The sequence below is a fragment of the Ruegeria sp. HKCCD7628 genome (assembly GCF_057221005.1).
The window spans coordinates 20,653-35,742 of sequence record NZ_JBWVBA010000010.1 but is presented as its reverse complement, the minus strand read 5'-3'; the positions used below and the strand labels follow the sequence as shown (position 1 = coordinate 35,742).

At 58.1% G+C, this 15,090-nt stretch carries 15 protein-coding genes; 6 read left to right on the top strand and 9 right to left on the bottom strand.

Annotated features, from left to right (window positions below):
• Window positions 1-2 precede the first annotated feature (2 nt).
• Genes AC2TAD_RS17890 through AC2TAD_RS17875 form a run of 4 tightly spaced genes read left to right on the top strand, consistent with a single transcriptional unit; the run spans window position 3 to window position 3,902 of the window.
• A complete protein-coding gene (locus AC2TAD_RS17890; RefSeq protein WP_170403549.1) occupies window positions 3-998 on the top strand; it encodes an ABC transporter permease in 996 nt (331 codons plus the stop codon).
• Window positions 998-2,095, top strand: coding sequence for a mandelate racemase/muconate lactonizing enzyme family protein (locus tag AC2TAD_RS17885; protein ID WP_170750438.1), 1,098 nt, complete (start codon window positions 998-1,000; stop codon window positions 2,093-2,095). Before AC2TAD_RS17890 ends, AC2TAD_RS17885 begins: the two co-directional genes overlap by 1 nt.
• Window positions 2,095-3,135 carry a zinc-dependent alcohol dehydrogenase gene (locus AC2TAD_RS17880; RefSeq protein ID WP_480869244.1) on the top strand — a complete coding sequence of 347 codons (1,041 nt, stop codon included), beginning with the start codon at window positions 2,095-2,097 and terminating at the stop codon, window positions 3,133-3,135. Before AC2TAD_RS17885 ends, AC2TAD_RS17880 begins: the two co-directional genes overlap by 1 nt.
• Complete coding sequence (locus tag AC2TAD_RS17875) at window positions 3,132-3,902, top strand: SDR family oxidoreductase (protein ID WP_058277403.1); 771 nt, start codon at window positions 3,132-3,134, stop codon at window positions 3,900-3,902. Before AC2TAD_RS17880 ends, AC2TAD_RS17875 begins: the two co-directional genes overlap by 4 nt.
• A 30-nt stretch (window positions 3,903-3,932) precedes the next feature.
• Here AC2TAD_RS17875 and AC2TAD_RS17870 read toward each other — a convergent pair whose 3' ends face one another.
• The 7 genes from AC2TAD_RS17870 to AC2TAD_RS17840 all read right to left on the bottom strand — a co-directional run bounded on the left by AC2TAD_RS17870 (window position 3,933) and on the right by AC2TAD_RS17840 (window position 10,695).
• Window positions 3,933-4,352 carry a secondary thiamine-phosphate synthase enzyme YjbQ gene (locus tag AC2TAD_RS17870; RefSeq protein WP_058277404.1) on the bottom strand — a complete coding sequence of 140 codons (420 nt, stop codon included), beginning with the start codon at window positions 4,350-4,352 and terminating at the stop codon, window positions 3,933-3,935.
• Window positions 4,353-4,464: 112 nt separating this feature from the next.
• The gene (locus tag AC2TAD_RS17865; protein ID WP_480869241.1) at window positions 4,465-5,328 is read right to left on the bottom strand and encodes a sugar phosphate isomerase/epimerase family protein; all 864 of its coding nucleotides are present in this window, start codon (window positions 5,326-5,328) and stop codon (window positions 4,465-4,467) included.
• Between the two features lie 11 nt (window positions 5,329-5,339).
• Window positions 5,340-6,230, bottom strand: a complete 891-nt coding sequence (locus AC2TAD_RS17860; protein ID WP_058277406.1) for an NAD(P)-dependent oxidoreductase — start codon at window positions 6,228-6,230, stop codon at window positions 5,340-5,342.
• A 223-nt stretch (window positions 6,231-6,453) separates the two neighbouring features.
• On the bottom strand, window positions 6,454-7,635 hold the full coding sequence (gene uxuA / locus AC2TAD_RS17855) for a mannonate dehydratase (RefSeq protein ID WP_058277440.1): 1,182 nt from the start codon (window positions 7,633-7,635) through the stop codon (window positions 6,454-6,456).
• Window positions 7,632-8,684: a Gfo/Idh/MocA family protein gene (locus AC2TAD_RS17850; RefSeq protein WP_480869239.1), complete on the bottom strand. Its 1,053-nt coding sequence runs from the start codon at window positions 8,682-8,684 to the stop codon at window positions 7,632-7,634. Before AC2TAD_RS17850 ends, uxuA begins: the two co-directional genes overlap by 4 nt.
• Window positions 8,681-9,682: a Gfo/Idh/MocA family protein gene (locus AC2TAD_RS17845; protein ID WP_170558375.1), complete on the bottom strand. Its 1,002-nt coding sequence runs from the start codon at window positions 9,680-9,682 to the stop codon at window positions 8,681-8,683. Before AC2TAD_RS17845 ends, AC2TAD_RS17850 begins: the two co-directional genes overlap by 4 nt.
• Window positions 9,679-10,695 carry a Gfo/Idh/MocA family protein gene (locus tag AC2TAD_RS17840; protein ID WP_480869237.1) on the bottom strand — a complete coding sequence of 339 codons (1,017 nt, stop codon included), beginning with the start codon at window positions 10,693-10,695 and terminating at the stop codon, window positions 9,679-9,681. The genes AC2TAD_RS17845 and AC2TAD_RS17840 overlap by 4 nt, the downstream gene beginning before the upstream one ends.
• Before the next feature lie 123 nt (window positions 10,696-10,818).
• Here AC2TAD_RS17840 and uxaC point away from each other — a divergent pair, with 123 nt between their 5' ends.
• Both uxaC and AC2TAD_RS17830 read left to right on the top strand, forming a co-directional pair.
• Window positions 10,819-12,162 (top strand): glucuronate isomerase, encoded by a 1,344-nt coding sequence (gene uxaC, locus AC2TAD_RS17835; RefSeq protein WP_170751354.1) that lies wholly within the window; start codon window positions 10,819-10,821, stop codon window positions 12,160-12,162.
• A complete protein-coding gene (locus AC2TAD_RS17830) occupies window positions 12,163-13,359 on the top strand; it encodes a mannitol dehydrogenase family protein (protein WP_480869235.1) in 1,197 nt (398 codons plus the stop codon).
• On the opposite strand, the gene AC2TAD_RS17825 is transcribed toward AC2TAD_RS17830, so the two are convergent.
• A complete protein-coding gene (locus AC2TAD_RS17825; protein WP_170558369.1) occupies window positions 13,346-14,209 on the bottom strand; it encodes a sugar kinase in 864 nt (287 codons plus the stop codon). The genes AC2TAD_RS17830 and AC2TAD_RS17825 overlap by 14 nt on opposite strands.
• Window positions 14,206-15,087 carry a DMT family transporter gene (locus tag AC2TAD_RS17820; RefSeq protein WP_170750452.1) on the bottom strand — a complete coding sequence of 294 codons (882 nt, stop codon included), beginning with the start codon at window positions 15,085-15,087 and terminating at the stop codon, window positions 14,206-14,208. Before AC2TAD_RS17820 ends, AC2TAD_RS17825 begins: the two co-directional genes overlap by 4 nt.
• Between the last annotated feature and the right edge of the window lie 3 nt (window positions 15,088-15,090).

Genomic DNA, 15,090 nt, shown 5'->3' with positions numbered 1-15,090 from the left:
CGATGTTGGATGAAACGGCTTTTGACCTGCGAAAATACCTTCGGCGTAATTCGGCCTCGGTGACGGTTTGGATCGCACTGCTGGCTTTGATTCTGTTCGGGCTGATGCGCTATGACAACTTTGGCAGCGCCTACAATTTCTCGTCTTTCCTGAATTACAACGCGATGTTCATCGCGATTGCGCTGGGCATGTGTTTTGTGATCATGACCGGCGGGATTGATCTGTCGGTCGGATCAGTGGCGGCCTTTACCTCGGTTGTTGCGGCCTATCTCAGCCCGTATGGGATTCAGGTTGCGTTGCCGGGGGCCGTTCTTGCCGGGGTTGGTTTCGGGGCGATCAACGCCTTTTGCATAATCATCCTTCGGATCCCGCCCTTCATCGCCACGCTGGCCACCATGCTGGCCGCAAAAGGCGGCGCATTGGTGATTTCGGGCGCCCAGACAATTTCGGTCGATTGGGGGTCGAACTTCACCAAGCTTGGCATGGGGCAGGCGTTTGGCCTGTTTCCATGGGCAATCGTCATCGTGGCCGGACTGACTCTGGCACTTTGGCTGGTGCTGGAAAGAACCACCATCGGGCGGACCGTCTTGGCGATCGGTGGCAGCGAGGATGCCTCGAACCTCATGGGCCTGAAGGTCAATCGCGCCAAGGCTTTTGTCTACCTGCTGTCGGGTGGCTGTGCGGGGCTGGCCGGAGTCTTTCTGGCCTCGGGTTTTGGAGCTGGGCAACCCCTTGAAGGCATCGGATGGGAATTGTCAGCTATCGCTTCCGTGGTTGTAGGCGGCACTTTGTTGACGGGTGGGATGGGATCGATCCCTGCGACGGTCGCCGGCGCGTTGTTGCTGGGGCTGGTTTTCAACGTTCTAAACTTTGAAAACGGTCAGGGCACCATCAGTTTCAGTGCCTATTGGCAAATGGTCATACGTGGAGGCTTTCTATTTGCGGTCATCCTTTTACAGTCTCGGGTTATTGCCAGGCAGCAGAAGGTCTTGGGTTAATGAATCGCATAGAAAGTGTATCAGCGCGGCTGTTCAACGTTCCGCTCGCAGAGGTCCTGGTCGACGCCAAACATGGGGATCACACGTTTTTTCAATTGATCACGGTCACCATTCAAACCTCGGATGGGGTCGAGGGGGTCGGGTACACCTATACCGGGGGCAAGGGTGGTCACGCCATTCTGGCGATGATCAAGCATGACCTGTCACCGTTCCTTGTTGGACAAGACGCCGAACAGATCGAAAGCCTGTACGATGCCATGCAGTGGCACGTGCACTACGTCGCACGGGGCGGGATCGCCTCGTTTGCCATCTCGGCCGTGGATATTGCACTGTGGGATATTCGCGGCAGAACGCAGAATGCGCCATTGTGGCAGATGGCCGGTGGAGCGTCGAAAAGGTGCAAGGCCTATGCCGGCGGGATCGACCTGAATTTCTCGTTGGAGAAACTGCTGCGTCAGACCGAAGGGTACCTTGCGCGTGGGTTCAACGCAGTCAAGATCAAGGTCGGTCAACCAGACCTGGCCGACGATCTTGCACGTGCCCGGGCGGTGCGCGAGATGCTAGGGCCGGACCGGTTCTTCATGGTCGATGCGAATTACTCTATGAGTGTCGAACAGGCCATCGTCGCTGCCAGAGGGTTCGCCGACTGCGATATCCTGTGGTTCGAGGAACCGACAATTCCAGACGACTACAAAGGTTATGGCCGAATTGTCGAAGCGACGGGCGTTCCCCTTGCCATGGGTGAAAACTTGCACACCATGCACGAATTTGAATACGCCTTTGATGACGCGAAACTGAGTTTTATCCAGCCCGATGCCTCAAACTGCGGTGGAATCACCGGCTGGCTGCGCGTGGCCGCGCTAAGCGCACAACACGGCATTCCGGTTTGCAGTCATGGGATGCAGGAACTGCACGTCAGCCTTGTTTCTGCGCAACCCAACGCAGGGTGGCTGGAAGTACACTCATTTCCGATAGACCAGTACACGACCCGTCCGCTGGTTGTGGAAGACTGTCTGGCCGTAGCCCCGGATACCCCGGGAACCGGAGTGGCGTTCGACTGGGAAAAATTGAATGCGGAACACAAGGAGATGCAATAATGACGACCCAGACGATCTCTGCGGCATACTACAGGGGCGATAAGAGCTTTGCTGTAGAGCAAGCCCAAGCGACTGCTCCGGGCCCAGGCGAGGTTGCCGTTCGCGTTGCCTATTGCGGGATTTGCGGGACGGATATGCACGTCTACCACGGCAACATGGATGCCCGCGTCGGCCTGAACCGGGTGATTGGGCATGAGATGTCAGGTGTCGTCGAAGCGGTGGGCGAGGGCGTCGATACGGTCGAACCCGGCCAGAAGGTCGTTGTCCGACCGCTTGATCACTGCGGAGAATGCCCAGCTTGCAAGCGGGGGCATCAGCATATCTGTCAGAATCTCAAGTTTCTCGGCCTCGACACCGATGGCGCGATGCAAGAGATCTGGACTGTTCCGGCCCACACGTTGCACGTTCTGCCGGATGACTTGCGCATGGATCACGCGGCGCTGATCGAGCCGGTTGCCGTTGCCTGCCACGATGTGCGGCTGTCTGACCTGCAACCTGGAGAGGACGTTGTCGTTATCGGCGGCGGCCCGATTGGCATCCTGGTTGCCATGGTTGCGCGGGACGCGGGTGGAAATGTCGTAATTTCCGAAGTGAATCCGAACCGTCTTGCGATAGCTGAAAAACTTGGCTTTGACACGATCAACCCAACCGAAACCGACCTAGTGTCCACAATCAATGCGCGCACGGGCGACAAAGGGGCAGATGTGGTTTTCGAGGTGTCAGGAACGCAGCCCGGTGTCGATGCAATGACCGCCGTTGCCGCGACTCGGGCCCGGATCGTAATGGTCGCGATTCATGCTCAAAAACCTCAGATAGACCTGTTCCAGTTCTTCTGGCGAGAGCTGCAACTGATCGGTGCTCGGGTCTATGAGCCAGAGGATTACGAGAGAGCCATTGCAGTTGTCGCCTCAGGCGGAGTGGACGCGGATGTTGTGATCACGGACGTCAGCCCACTGGCAGACATCCAGGCCGCGTTCGAAGCACTGGATCGCAGCCCAACCGCGATGAAAAGCCTGATCGAAGTAGGACCGCGTTCATGAGTGTTTTGCAAAGTTTCGACCTGACGGGAAAGACGGCCCTTGTGACCGGGTGCAAACGCGGTATCGGGCGCGGTATGGCTGAAGCATTGGCATCGGCCGGAGCCAATATCATCGGAGTGTCCGCCTCGCTCGAGCTGTCTGGCTCGGATGTCGAAAAAGCCGTGACGGCGATGGGACGCAATTTCCGGGCCTACCAATGCGACTTCTCGGATCGCGCCGCGCTGCATGGGTTCATTGATCAGTTGAGGGCCGACGGACAAATCCCTGATATACTTGTCAACAATGCCGGCACGATCAAACGCAAACCCGCCGCCGAACACCCGGACGACTGGTGGGACGAAGTGATGGAGGTGAACCTGTCCTCGCAGTTCGTTCTGTCACGCGAGATCGGCAAGGACATGCTGGCGCGCGGCTCGGGGAAGATCATCTTCACTGCATCGCTGCTGACATTTCAGGGCGGCATCACCGTTCCGGGCTATGCGGCCTCGAAAGGCGGGATTGGACAGCTGACCAAAGCCTTGGCCAACGAATGGGCCGGGCAGGGCGTAAACGTGAATGCGATCGCGCCTGGCTACATCGCGACCGACAACACCCAAGCCCTGCGGGATGATCCGGTCCGGTCGAAGTCGATCCTGGAACGAACACCCCAAGGCCGTTGGGGTACGCCCGTTGATTTTGCCGGACCGGTGGTCTTTCTGGCCTCTGCTGCGTCGGACTTCGTCAACGGTGAAATCCTTGTAGTCGACGGGGGCTGGATGGGGCGTTAGCACTGCCAACGCTCCATGTCATCCAAGGCATCACGTCCCGATGTAGTGCACCTTCAATCGGCGTGCATTGGGTGCTTCCCGATGTTCGAACAGGTACAGGCTTTGTACGCGACCCAGCGGAAGCTGCCCCTGTTCGACCGGGATCGATACCTGAGTTTGCGTCAACAGCGCCCGCAGATGCGATGGAGCGTTGTCGTCCTCGGTCGGGCGGTGGTGATACTTGCCTGGTGACTTGGGTACGAGTTTCTCGAAGAACGTCTCGATATCCTTGAGCACTTCGGGATCGGCATTGGCCTGCACCAACAGCGCGGCACCGGTGTGGGCGCACCAAAGGGTCAGCAAGCCCGAGACAAATTCGTGTTCGAACACCGCACGCTGAACGATCCCGCTGATGTCGATGAGGGATTTGCCCGGCGTTTCAATGGACAGGTCAAAAAACTGTTGTTTCATCCAGCAGGCCCTTTCCTTGATTTCACGCGAACGCGCCCAGCTTTCTACATCTCACTTGGCATTCAGCAATGGGGGTCAAACTTTTGATTTTGAACGCATATTGACTGCATTTTCATGCAAACAGGCTTTTAAACTGGTCCACACACAGACGAAAACCATCTTCGAAGTTCCCGTTGCCGGGTTGATAAACGCTTTCGAAAGAAATGACGCCATCATAGCCGTCGGATCTGAGCGCGTCCGCGATGGGTTGGAACAAAGGCGCAAGCTGACCTTCCCCCATGCGGCGCACTTCCAGCGTTGCCCGCGGCGTGTCGACCTTTACGTCCTTGATGTGAATGTGACCCAGGTAGCCGCCGCGCAGTTCTTCATAACCCTCTGGGTATGCCAGTTCATGGCACCAGCAGTTGTTTCCGGGGTCCCACAGCACTTTCAAAGAGTCTTTTGCGTCTAACTCGTCAATCAGCTTGCGGGCTGTATAGTTGGAATTGACCAGCGTGCCGTTTCCGGTTTCCACGACAAGCGTCACGCCCTCAGCTCTTGCCAGTTCAACCGCCGGCGCGATCAGCGGCGGCATCGAGTCCCATACCCCATGCGCCACGTTCCACTTCTCGGCGCCGTTTTTTCCCCAGAGTATCTGCTCTTTTCGTTGCGTCATGATCCGAACCAGCGGAGACGCAACAACATGCGCCATGTCGATCACGCGTTTCAAGGCGTCCATATGCCGAGTGTGCAGGTCGTCGCCGGGCCTGTTGGCAGCTGTCATCCCCGCAAAGATATGGCGCGACAGACACGACACAGGCTTGCCCCGGTCGCGCAAAAGCGCGTCGATCTCGGCAATTTCCTGCGGGGAATGGTCTCCGACCTCTGAATCGCCAACGAATTGAAGCTCTGCATAGTCCAGACCGAATTCGTCCATTACGTCCACGGCATGCCGCAGATCGCGGGAAATGCCGTCGCAAATTACACCTAATTTCATGTCCGGTCCCCTCAGCGATGCAATTCTGCGCCAACGATCTCTTCGATGACGCGAGTACACACCCAGTTGTCGCCATTCGGGTACTTGGTTTTTCCGGCGTGAAAGATCTGCATTGCGGATGACGCTGTGTGCATGGGAACGCCCAATGCACCGGCCAGTGCTAGAGAGATCGTCAGGTCCTTATGCATGGTTGCGATATGACTACCGGTGGCTTCGAACTTGCGATCAATGATGTTTTCAAGGGCGGTATTCACGACGCCGCACCCCGCGCTGGATGAGGAGAACACATCAAGCAATGCCTGACCGCTGACACCGGCTTTGGCCGCCAGGGCCGCAGCCTCGAATGTGGCGGAAAAGATCGATCCGATAAGGGATTGCAGGCAGGCTTTCACGGTTTGCCCGTCGCCGGCGTTTTCTCCAACCCGATGAATGGTTGCCGACACTGCCTGCATGACTTCGGCATTTTGGTCCAGCACATCCGCAGCGCCGGCAGCCATCATCGTCAATGTGCCGGTCTGCGCGCCGGGAAATCCACCCGAGACCGGAGTGTCGATCAGGTGGATGCCTGCGCCCTCCATGTCTTGCCCGATAGCGCTTGCTTCGGCCGGGGTAATGGTCGCCGATAGGATGACAGTTCCGCCTTTGGCCATGTTCGCAACCAAGCCATTTTCACCCAGAATGACATCGCGGGCCTGATCTCCGTTCATCACCATGACAAACACAGCGGCGGCGTGACGGCCGACCTGTCCCACGCTGTCCTTGGCCAAGCCGCCCATGTCGGTAAATGCCTTCATGCGCGTCTCGCTCAGGTCGAAACCTGATGTTTCAAAGCCATTCTTGATCAGGTTCTTGGCAAGGCCGCTGCCCATGTCGCCAAGACCGATTACGCCTGCAGTTTTCATAAATAATCCTCCCGTTTTCCGCCATTTCCGTATGGCAGACGTTTCGAAAAATGATGCCCAATCGCATCGGTTTTCGCGGGAGTTTCACGCGTCTTGAACAGACGTCGGGCGAGTCCGGAAGACACCCCGCTGCCCGTATACGTAATGTAAGTAAACGAAGAATGCGGCGCGCAGGCAAGCAAAGAAGTGTTGCGGGTGGAAAGAAACTGTCTGATCCGACGCGTTAGGAAAACGCCGCCATGATGCCGCGCAGTTCCGCCAGCCCGCGCATTCGTCCGATCAGCGGATAACCGGGAGTACTGTGTCCGCCCAGATCGCTCAGCAGTTCTTGTCCGTGGTCAGGCCGCATCGGAATTTGCCAGTCGCCACGCCCTTGGGATTTGCGGCGGCGCTGTTCGTTCATCAACTCGCGAATGGTGCCGACCATGTCGGTGTCGCCCTCCAGATGCGGGGCCTCAAAGAAGTCTGGCTTCTGGCTGTATGACCCCGCGATGCGTCTGGTGTTCCGCAAGTGAACAAAGTGAATCCGGCCGCCATGTCTACGCACGAAGTCCGGCCCATCGAATTCGGGGGACACTCCCAGCGAGCCGGTACACAACGTTGCGCCGTTCGCCTGCAAATCAACCGCATTCAGAACGGCGCCGTAGTCATCGGTGCTGGACATGACCCGCGGCAGACCGAGCAACGAGAACGGCGGATCATCCGGATGACAGCACAAGCGTAGATCTAGTTCTTGGGCCTCTGGGGCGACCTCGGAAAGGAAGTCTATGAGGTTTGCGCGAAGCTGGTCACGGCCTATGTGCGCATATGTCCGCAACAAAGAGCGTACGTCCTGCACGCTCCACTGATCGTTGGCGCCGGGCAGCCCCGCAGTGACATTGTGCTGCAACTGAGCTTTGGATTCATCCGACATGCGCAAGAAACGATCCTTGGCCGTTTGCTGGACGTCGCTGGAATAGTCTTCCGACGCACCTGGACGTTCGAGAATATATATGTCGAATGCAGCAAAATCGGTCAGGTCGAACAGCATGGCCGTTCCACCATGCGGCTGCGGGGCGCGAAGGGCGGTGCGTGTCCAATCCAGGATTGGCATGAAGTTGTAGCAAACGACTTTGACTCCACGGGCGGACAGGGCTCTGAGGCTGGACTTGTAAGCCTGGAGATGTTCGGCCATGTCTGTGGATTGCGTCTTGATCGCCTCGGAGACGGGCAGGCTTTCGACAACGTCCCAACTGTACCCGTCAGCGGTCAGAACGGCCTGCCGGTCGGCGATGCTCTGTTCGTCCCAGGGCTGTCCCGGTGGGATGTGATGCAGCGCGGTGACAATGCCCTGAACCCCGACTTGATGGAGATCGACCAGGGCGATCGGATCTTCGGGTCCGAACCAACGCCAGCATTGTTTCATGGCAGCCATCCTTCATACAGAGGGTGATCGGGCTCGATGGGAAGGGCAACACGCTGCCCGGTGCGCGCCGCGTGATAAATCGCCGTCACAAGGCCGATGGACGCAGCACCGTCCTGCAGTGTAACGCCTGAATTTGCCTCGGACCGTAGCGCCTTGCCGACTTGGGTAAAGAACCCTTCGAAACCTGTTGGCTCCATAGCGGAGGCGGCAAGAGCGTCGTCGATAGTGGCTTGATCCAACGGGTCCCGCGCGACGAATGTCCAAGGCATTTGACCCGGGGCATAGGGTTCCGTGCCAGAGGTGGCGGTCACTTTTTCAAAGACGAACCGCAGGCGGGTTTCGTCCTTAGCGGCGCCTAGTGTGATGTTGCTTGTGCACAAAGCTCCAGAAGTCATGCCAAAGCAGATCGCAGCGCAGTCTTCCGTCTCGATCGGGTTAACTCGCGTTGTGGCCATTGCGGACACCCAGGCGATATCACCCGCAATATGAGTCAGCAGATCATGGTTGTGGATGGCATGGCCCAGCACTGCGCCGCCGCGTTCACCGGCCCATGTTCCCCGCCACGGCACCGCGTAATAGTCTGCCCCCCGGGACCAATGAGTTTCAAGCGCGGCAGTTTGGACCGCTCCGGTGAGGCCTGAACGTTGCAACTGGCGCAATTGGGCCAGTGACGGGCCCCACCGGTATTGAAAGACCGGAAACACATGCTTGCCCGTGCTGCGGGCGGTTTCCGTGATCCGATCTACATCCTGCATAGAGGTCGCAAGGGGCTTTTCGCATATAACGTGTTTTCCTGCGGCCAGTGCCGCAAGGGTGGTCGGTACATGCAGATGGGGTGGCAGGCAGATGTCGATGACATCAATCGCCGGATCATCCAGAGCGTCTTGAATGTTGTTCAGTGCTTGAAAATCCGAGTTTTGTCGAATCTGCTCGATCCGGTCCGTATTCTGGTCGACGACGGCGGCTACGCGGAAGGTGCGGTCAAGCCGTTCCAGTGCGCTCAGATGTTGCGCACCGATACCTGCGCCAAGGATCGCAACGTTGATCATCTTCGTTCCGCCATTTCCTGTGCACGCAGCGCCAGTTCCATGACCGTAAAGCAGTGGGTCTGCGCCATTGCGGTTTCGGTCCGGTTACGGACGTCATCGGCGAGGCGCGAAAAGTAGGGAAGGTCGGCGTTGGTTGCGTCGATCTTTTGGCAGGTTTCACCATTGACGAGGATCAGATGGTCTGTTCCCGAGGCACCACCCACATCGACGTATTTCCGCAACTCGATATAGCCTTCGGTGCCTAGGATCGTCAGGCGACCATCCCCCCAGTTTGGCAAGGCATCCGGAGTGAACCAGTCAACCCGGATGTACCCGGTGCCATTCTCGCTTCGAAGATTGAGCTCTCCGAAATCCTGCAATCCGGGATCATTGGGGTTTGCGTAGTTCGCTACATAGGCGTTTGTGATTTCTGCGGTTTTCGAACCTGTGTAGTGCAAGAACTGATCGATCTGATGCGAGGCTATATCGGTCAGAATGCCGCCATAGCGGTCACGCTGAAAAAACCATTCCGGCCGGGTTGCCCGGTTCAATCGGTGCGGGCCAAGTCCGACCGTCTGGATCACGCGCCCGATGGCACCGGCCTCGATCAACTCGGTCGCCCGGGTGCTGACCGGCGTTTCAAACCTTTCGGAAAAATCCACCGACCAGATTCGACTGGTGTCCGCAACCGCCCGTTTGATCTGGTCGAGTTGCTCGAACGACGTGCAGCCCGGCTTGTCGCTCATGACATCCATACCGTTCTGCATGGCACGGATCGTCAACGCGGCCCTATCTGCCGGAATTGCGGAAATCAGCGCCAAATCCGCCCCGCAGGCTAAAGCGTCTTCCAGTCGGGCCAATCGTGGAATATCGGGAAACCTTTTGACGTAGCCCGCCAGCGTTTCGGGTTCGCCTTGTGTCCAATAGCCAACGCAGTCCACGCCGATTTTGCGCATGTTTTCCGTCATGCCATAGATATGGCGGTGGTCCAGGCCAAGGGCGACGCAGGTTAGGCTCATGAGATGACTCGTGTTTTCTGGCCGGTTCGATTGGCGATCTGCATCGCGTCTATGACGGCGTGGGTCAAAAGGGCACTGCGTCCGGTGGCCATGGGTCGCGTTCCACCGGCGAGTGCGTTGGCAAAATCCTCTATGACCGCCTGGTGCCATTCATGGGTGAACGCCATGGGATCGGCCCCGCCGCCTGTGGCGGACGTTTCGCCAACCGTGGATTTCTGACCGTCGAAAGTGGTCAAGGTCAGAACACCTGATTCCAGATGCGCTTTAGCGTGCGTGCCCTGGATCGTGATAGATTCAGCGGCCCCGGGAAATACGGCGGTGGTTGCCATCAACGTTCCCACCGCGCCGTTATCCATTTCAAAGATTGCACCTGCCCAATCCTCGGCCTCGAGATCGTGCAACGGAGTTTTTCTCATCATGGTTTGAATGTCCGAGATCGGCCCCAGCAGCCACATCGCGAGGTCAAGCGTGTGGATTGCCTGCGAAATCATGACACCGCCTCCGTCGCGTGCATAAGTGCCGCGACCTGGCTCGTCATAGTAGCTCTGATTGCGCCACCAGGGGACACGGATTTCCACCGTGGCGATCGCGCCCAACTCACCCTGTACAATGGCTGATTTCAGCGCCTGCGAGGCGGTGCGAGCGCGGTGCTGAAAAACGATGCCCAGCAGCACGCCGGACACCTCGCACTGCTCGACTATGGCTGTCGCGGCGCCCAGCGTTCTTTCGATAGGCTTTTCCATTAGGATCGGTTTCGAAGCGGTCGAAAGAACCCGCACCAACTCTGTGCGCTGATCAGGCGGGGTTGCGATGATCGCAAAGTCGACGTTTGAGTCGTTTGCGATTTCCTCAACCGAGCTGAACGCGCGGGTGTCGTTTCGCTGCGCGAACTCAGCTGCTTTTTCAGGATTGCGCCCTAGGACGCCAGCAAGATTGAGACCTCGCTCCGATGCCTGAATGGCAGCAACATGCGTTCCCGAAACCATCCCCAAACCAATCAGCGCAATATTCATTCATTCCCCCGGATCACCCGGTCAGTCTGCGGGTTCGAACGGGAAAGATGCAACCATTAAAAACTGTGTTAACAATTGCGGGCAGCAGTATCGGAGGCAGAATTGACTGGTAATTTGAATGGGATGGCAGAAGGCCTGTACCTTGGCATCAAGGACCTCCCGATCGTGTCTCCGCATGGTCACTGCGATCCGGGGTGGTTCGCAACCGATGCGCCGTTTCCCAATCCGGCAGAGCTGCTGGTGGTTCCCGACCATTACGTGTTCCGAATGCTCTATTCGCAGGGTGTTCCCTTGTCCGAACTTGGCGTTGGGGAAGAGGGGCGAAAGAATGATCCTCGCGACGTGTTTCGCACCTTTGCCGAGCACTGGCATCTGTTTCTGGGAACGCCATCCCGGATCTGGGTGAACTACGTGCTGCATGAAACGCTGGGCGTGTCTGAGGAGTTGTCTTCACGCACAGCAGACCTGATCTATGATAAGATCGCCGAAAAGCTGGCGCGACCCGAATTTCGCCCGAGGGCTTTGTTCGACAAGTTTGGGATCGAGGTTCTGGCCACCACGGATTCCGCTCTCGACGGCCTCGCGGAGCATCGGGATATCCGTGCAAGCGGTTGGGGCGGGCGAGTTATTCCGACGTTCCGCCCAGACGGGGTTTTGGATGGGGCAGACCCGGAGTTCGTACAGAACCTGAACAAGTTGGCCGAGCTGACAGGCTGCGATCTGGGCAGCTATGATGGCTACCTCAATGCGCTGCGAATGCGGCGGGCTTATTTCATCCGGCTGGGCTGTACGGCTACCGACCACGGTATCGAACGTGTGCAGACCGAGTGGCTGGAAGACCCGGATGCGCTGTACCAACGGCTGAGACGGCGGGAAGGGGCCGAACAGGATGCTCGCCGTTTCTACGGGCATATGCTGATCGAAATGGCGCAGATGTCTGTCGATGATGGTCTAATCATGCAGATACATGCGGGCAGCAAGCGCAACACGAACGACGCTGTAATGCGGGACTTCGGACGGGACAAGGGGGCTGACATTCCAATCGCGATGGATTGGGTCACGGGCCTTGAGGCGCTGTTGAACCGGGTCGGAAACTCGCCGGAACTGCGGATCATTCTCTTCACATTGGACGAAAGCACCTATGCCCGTGAACTGGCGCCAATGGCGGGGCATTGGCCGTGCCTTCGGATCGGGCCGCCTTGGTGGTTCCACGACAGCCCAGCCGGGATTGCGCGGTATTTCGATCAGGTCGTTGAAACGGCCGGATACTACAATCTGGCCGGATTCAATGACGACACGCGGGCTTTTCTGTCCATTCCAGCTCGTCACGACCTGTGGCGACGAGGTGTTTCTATTCATTTGGCCGAGCAGGTTGCGCGCGGCTATTTCGACCGGGACAGTGCCGAGCATCTGGCGCGATTGCTGGCGGTCGATCTGGCGAAACAGGTTTACGGGTTGCAAAGCTAGATGGGTACCATTCTTCACTTCGGTCTTGGAAACTTCGCCCGGGCGCATTTGCTGGACTACACCGATCAAGCGGGCGGATGGGACGTTGTCGGCGTTAGCCTGCGTTCATCCTCGGTTCGGGATGGATTGGCCGGCCAGGGTTTCGAGTACGATTTGTGCGTACAGGGGCAGGGCGTCCGGCGCATAAAAGCTCTGCGGGACGTTCTGGTCGTGCCCGAGGATCGCGCCGAGATTCTCAATGTGATGGCGGATGCCGAGATCATCTCGGCGACCGTCACCGAAAAAGGTTATCACTTGGACGCAGCGGGCAATCTGAACCTTCAGGACCCAGCGATTGCTGCCGATCTGGCGGGGCAGGGGCCCGCAACGCTGATCGGGTTTCTCGCTTTTGGCCTCGCGGAACGGCGCAAGCCAGTGACGGTGCTAAGCTGCGACAATCGCATGGAAAACGGCAAAACGCTTGAAACGGCAGTTGCCGATTTTGCAAATGCAGCCGGTCTGGACGTGAATTGGGACGCAGTTCGCTTTCCCAACGCGATGGTCGACCGGATCACCCCGGCTACCACGGACGCCGTTCGCGCAATCAGCGGCGATCCTATGGCTGTTCCAACCGAGGCGTTCTCGGAGTGGGTGGTCGAGGACAATTTCGTCGGGCCACATCCGGATTGGCCGGGCGTGCAACTGGTCGATGACGTGGCCCCGCACGAGATGCGAAAGCTACGCATGTTGAACGGTGCTCATTCCCTCTTGGCTTATGCCGGGTTGGAGCGAGGCCTGACCTACGTTCACGAAGCGGTTCAAGACCCGGTTTTGCGCCCGCTGGTTACCGAGTTGATGAAGGATGCGGGCGCAACGCTGCCCGCAGCACTGCAAGTACAGGTTCCGGACTATGCCGAGGCTTTGTTGCGCCGCTTTGAAAACCTCGAGCTGGCGCACCGTCTGGACCAAATCGCGATGGATGGCAGCCAGAAGCTGCCGTATCGGTTTGTTCCCACACTCCGTGAGACCGGCTCTCAGGCGGTGATCGCAGGGATGCGGGCCTGGATCTCCTTTTGCATGTCCGAGATCGCCAAGGGCAGGACGCTGAACGATCCTTGCGCGTTGGAAATCGCCTCGGCTGTCACACAGCCAGATCCGGTAGTGCCGCTTTTGGACCTTGTTGGCGCTGAGGATCTCGCGTCACTTATCCGGGAGTGATCGCGCCGCGGAACTGAACAACGGTGGACGCCAGATTGTGTCCGGCCATCAGGGCCTTGGCCTGCGATTTTCCTGTCAGCAAGGCTGCGAGGTACCCACCGTTGAAACTGTCGCCCGCCGCTGTGGTATCCAGCACGTTTTTGGCAGGCTCATAGGTTTGGTCAATGTTCTGACCAATGGACAGAGGGCCATCCTCTCCGCGTTTCAATGCACCGACACCGTGATGATCGGTAAAGCGTGCCGCCACTTGATCCGCGCATTCCCCGAACAGTGCCATCTCGTCGTCGATAGATGGTAGGGCAATATCTGCACGCTGCCAAAGCCGTTGGTTGATCTGCCGGGCGTGTTCGGCGCTGTCCCAAAGACGCGGACGAAAATTGCTGTCATAGACCAACCGGACTGAAGAGCCTTCGAGCCAGTCCAGAAGCGCAAGCCTTACTGAATGCGGAAGAATGGCCACGGAAATCCCTGACAAGTACAGCACGTCGTAACCTTTCAGCGAGCTGAAGTCATGATCGGCAAAAAGCTGGCGGGCGGCCGCCTCGCTGCGCCAATAGGTGAAGCTGCGTTCACCGTCCGCAGAGGTCGTGATCGCGTATAGTCCCGGAGAAGCGTTGGGAATGATGCGGATGCCGGATGTCCCGATGCCATGGCTGGCGATAAAGTCCGCGATGCGCCCTGAGAACGGGTCGTCGCCCAGACATGTCACATACTCCACCTGCAGATCAGGAGCCGCGCGGTGCATGTAGATGGCTGTGTTCAGCGTATCCCCCGCGACGCCCACCTTCGCGCCGGTCTCCAGCATGGACAATTCGATCATTGCTTCACCGATGCAGGCAATTCGCGTCATTTCTTTTCTCTTTTCCAGATGATGAGCCCGGCGACCATGATCAGCGCAGCCCCTGCCAACGTGAATGCGTCCGGTACTGTGTCAAAGAACAGATAGCCCCAGATCGCAACGTAGATCAGGAACGAATAGGTGAATGGCATCAACTGGTTCGCCGTTCCGAACCGATGCGCGTTCGTCAGCAGTTGATGCCCGCACCAGCCAAAGACGCCTAGGCTGATCAGGACTATCAGGCTCCACATGTTTTCCGGCCGAACCCAAAACCAGATGGCGAAGGGCAGCAGGACCACCGTCCCGGTAAGCCCGAGGTAGAATTGCATGGTGTCCACGGCAACAACCCCGGACAGCCTGCGCGTCATGATCGAGTAAAAAGCCAACGCGGTGGCGTTGTAAACGATCAGCAGCATGGTCGGATGAAAGGCCGAACCAAAGGGCCGCACGACAACCAACACCCCCAGAAAACCCAGGATGATAGCCGCCCAACGCCATGGTCCCACTCTCTCCTTCAAAACGAAAACGGACAGGAAGCACACGATGACCGGGCTTGAGAACATGATTGCCGACACGACGGTCAGAGGCAAAAACCGCAGGGCAAAAAAATTGAAAACGGTCGCCGAGATCAGCAGCAAGGCCCGGCTAATGACCTGCCATGGATGGTCGGTCTTGAACCGGCTGGCCTCAATCCCGCCCTTGGCGATCACGCCCACAGAGATCACGAAGTGCCCCGCGTAGCGCATGAACGCCAACTGAAATGCCGGCACGCCGGCCAATGCCAACCACTTGGCCCCAAGGTCCACCAGCGAAAAGAATAGCCACGCCGTCAGCATCAGCACGATGCCAAGGCGCGGCAGGTCCGCATTGGGGTTGGCGGTGACAGCCATCGA